Source organism: Chthonomonas sp. (assembly GCF_035294505.1).
In the GTDB taxonomy this organism is placed as follows: domain Bacteria; phylum Armatimonadota; class Chthonomonadetes; order Chthonomonadales; family Chthonomonadaceae; genus Chthonomonas.
On the sequence record NZ_DATGKU010000004.1, the window covers coordinates 1 to 2,516 of the forward strand.

Here is a 2,516-nt window from a genome sequence, read left to right on the forward strand (position 1 = left end):
GCCTCCCAACCGCCCAGGCGATACATGGATTTGCCGCACACGGCACAGTACCCCTTAAGGTCGTATCGCCCACGGCGATTGCACACCTGAATGGCATTCTGCATTTGGCGCTTGGTTCGACAGTGCACGCAGTAGCCGATAACCACCGGCTCTGCCTCCACCGTGGCGGTTTGGTTGGAAAGAGGCCCATCGCCTTGCGTGTCGCTCATTTTGCTTTCTTCAGCAGCGGCAGCCCCGTCGGGGCCTCGGTGACCACGTAGCCGGCAGGCACAGCATCGAGAGCGCCCGGCTTAATCTCCTTTGCGAAGAAGTAGAGCGTCCGCTTCCCTCCGCGAGACTGAGTTTCCCGAGAGTGCAGGTAATACGTCTCGCCTGTCTTTTTGCTTTTCACGGAGTAGGGCATGGCAAGCCTCCTTTTAGTGAGAGTGTTAAAGTCGAGCCTTCTCCACAAGGCCTAAGCGCTTGGAAGACCCAAAGGGCTTTCTCGCCGTACCTCGTAGAGTTGCGGGTATAATAGCACAGTCTTCACAGAAACGCAAGTGGTTTTGGGGCGGTTTCGGAAAAATCTTTTTCCGGCTGGCCAATAAGAAGGATTCTAGGCACGTATTGTAGAACTAAAGCGTGTGGTCAAAAGCTGCCGTACCCACCTTACTGCATAGCACGCTACGAGTTTTTCGGTGAGGAAGACCCGATTCGCATATTCGCTTGATTTGTTAGAGAGAGATAGGTGGCAGACGAAACTATTCTTGGCGAGGGCAAGGTTTTAACCTACAATGAGCGTTGTTTAAAGCGCCCCGCTTCGGGTGGCAGCCCGACCATCCACGTGCGACAACAAGTGCAAGTGAAAGCGTTCTATTCTTCTATCATAGAGGTGGCCTACCTATGAAAGCGGTGATCATGGCCGGGGGCGAGGGAACTCGTTTACGTCCTCTTACCTCTCAACGTCCGAAGCCGTTAGTTCCGGTACTGAATATGCCCATTATGGAGCACATCGTGCTGCTGTTGAAAGAGCACGGCATCACGGATATCGTGGTGACCCTCCACTATTTGGCGGATGAGATAGAGGGCTATTTTGGGGATGGCTCGGAGTGGGGCGTGAACCTTATCTACTCGGTGGAAGAGACGCCCTTAGGCACAGCCGGAAGCGTAAAACAGGCGGAACCCTACCTTAAAGACGATACCTTCCTCATCATCAGCGGAGACGCCCTCACCGACATCAACCTCGACCGTGTGATCGAGTACCATCGCAAAAAGAAAAGCCTCGCCACCATTGTGCTCTCCCATGTGCCCAACCCGCTTGAATTCGGTGTGGTGATAACAGACGACGAAGGCCGCATTCGCCGCTTCCTCGAAAAGCCCTCCTGGGGCGAGGTGTTCTCCGACACGGTTAACACCGGCATGTACATTTTGGAGCCAAGCATCTTCTCCTACATGGAACCGGGCCAAAACTACGACTGGAGCCACGACATCTTTCCCAAACTGCTGAAGGAGAAAAAGCCGCTCTACGGCTACGTCATGGAGAACGACTACTGGTGCGACGTAGGCAACCTCCAGCAGTATCGCGAAGCCCAGTACACGGTGCTCGACGGCAACACGCGCGTGCGCATAGGCACGCGCAGCGTTTTCAGCCACACCAACGGCGTTTGGGTGGGCGATGGATGTGAGATCGATCCTTCCGCCCAAATCCTGCCTCCGGTGGTTATAGGGCGCAACTGTAAAATCAAAGAGGAGGCCATCGTAGGCCCCTACTCGGTCATCGGGGATAACTGTATCATCGAAGAGAAGGCGAAAGTCCATCGGAGCATTCTGTGGGATAACGTCTATGTGGGGGTAGGCTCTCAAATCAACGCCAGCACCGTCTGCTCTCACACCACTATCGAGTCGGACTGCAATATTCAAGAGGGCGCGGTGATCGGCGCACGATGCCGCATCGAGAACGGCACCACCATCCGTACCCAGATTAAGCTCTGGCCCGATAAGATCATCGAGGCGGGCAGCATCGTTACCATGAGCCTTATCTGGGGCCAGAAGTGGGCCGGCTCCCTCTTTCGCAAGCAGGGCGTTATGGGCATCGCCAACATCGAGCTAACGCCGGACTTCGCCTGCAAATTGGGCGCCTCGTTTGGCGGCTACCTTAAACGCGGCGCTACCGTGGTAACAAGCCGCGATTCGGGGCCGGTGGCGCGCATGATGAAACGCGCTCTCATCTCCGGCCTGCTTTCGGTGGGCGTGAATGTGCTCGATATGCGCTCCATGCCGCTGCCCATCGCCCGACATAACATCCTCGGCTCTCAAGCCGGCGGGGGGGTGCATGTGCGCATCGCTCCCGATGACCCCAAAATGATCCTCTTCGAGTTCTTCGATGAACAGGGCATCTACATCGCTCAAAGCGCCGAACGCAAAATAGAGACGATCTTCTATCGCGAGGACTTCCGGCGCGTGGATGCCGAACAGGTGGGCATTTTGGAGTTCGCCGGGCGCGGCATCGAACAGTATGCCGAGGCCTTCTATCATCG

4 protein-coding genes are annotated in these 2,516 nt (G+C 56.0%); 2 read left to right on the forward strand and 2 right to left on the reverse strand.

Annotation, left to right across the window (positions count from 1 at the left end):
• Both VKV18_RS00205 and VKV18_RS00210 read right to left on the reverse strand, forming a co-directional pair.
• On the reverse strand, window positions 1-209 hold a 209-nt coding region (locus VKV18_RS00205; RefSeq protein ID WP_324202215.1), incomplete at its 3' end, for a DUF5679 domain-containing protein.
• Window positions 206-403: a hypothetical protein gene (locus VKV18_RS00210; protein WP_324202216.1), complete on the reverse strand. Its 198-nt coding sequence runs from the start codon at window positions 401-403 to the stop codon at window positions 206-208. The genes VKV18_RS00205 and VKV18_RS00210, both read right to left, overlap by 4 nt.
• 324 nt (window positions 404-727) lie before the next feature.
• Here VKV18_RS00210 and VKV18_RS00215 point away from each other — a divergent pair, with 324 nt between their 5' ends.
• Window positions 728-886, forward strand: a complete 159-nt coding sequence (locus tag VKV18_RS00215; protein ID WP_324202217.1) for a hypothetical protein — start codon at window positions 728-730, stop codon at window positions 884-886.
• On the forward strand, window positions 883-2,516 hold a 1,634-nt coding region (locus tag VKV18_RS00220), incomplete at its 3' end, for a sugar phosphate nucleotidyltransferase (protein ID WP_324202218.1). The genes VKV18_RS00215 and VKV18_RS00220, both read left to right, overlap by 4 nt.

Excerpts from the sequence above, each read along its gene's own strand:
- VKV18_RS00210 (WP_324202216.1), bottom strand. The coding sequence starts at position 403 with ATGCCCTACTCCGTGAAAAGCAAAAAGACAGGCGAGACGTATTACCTG.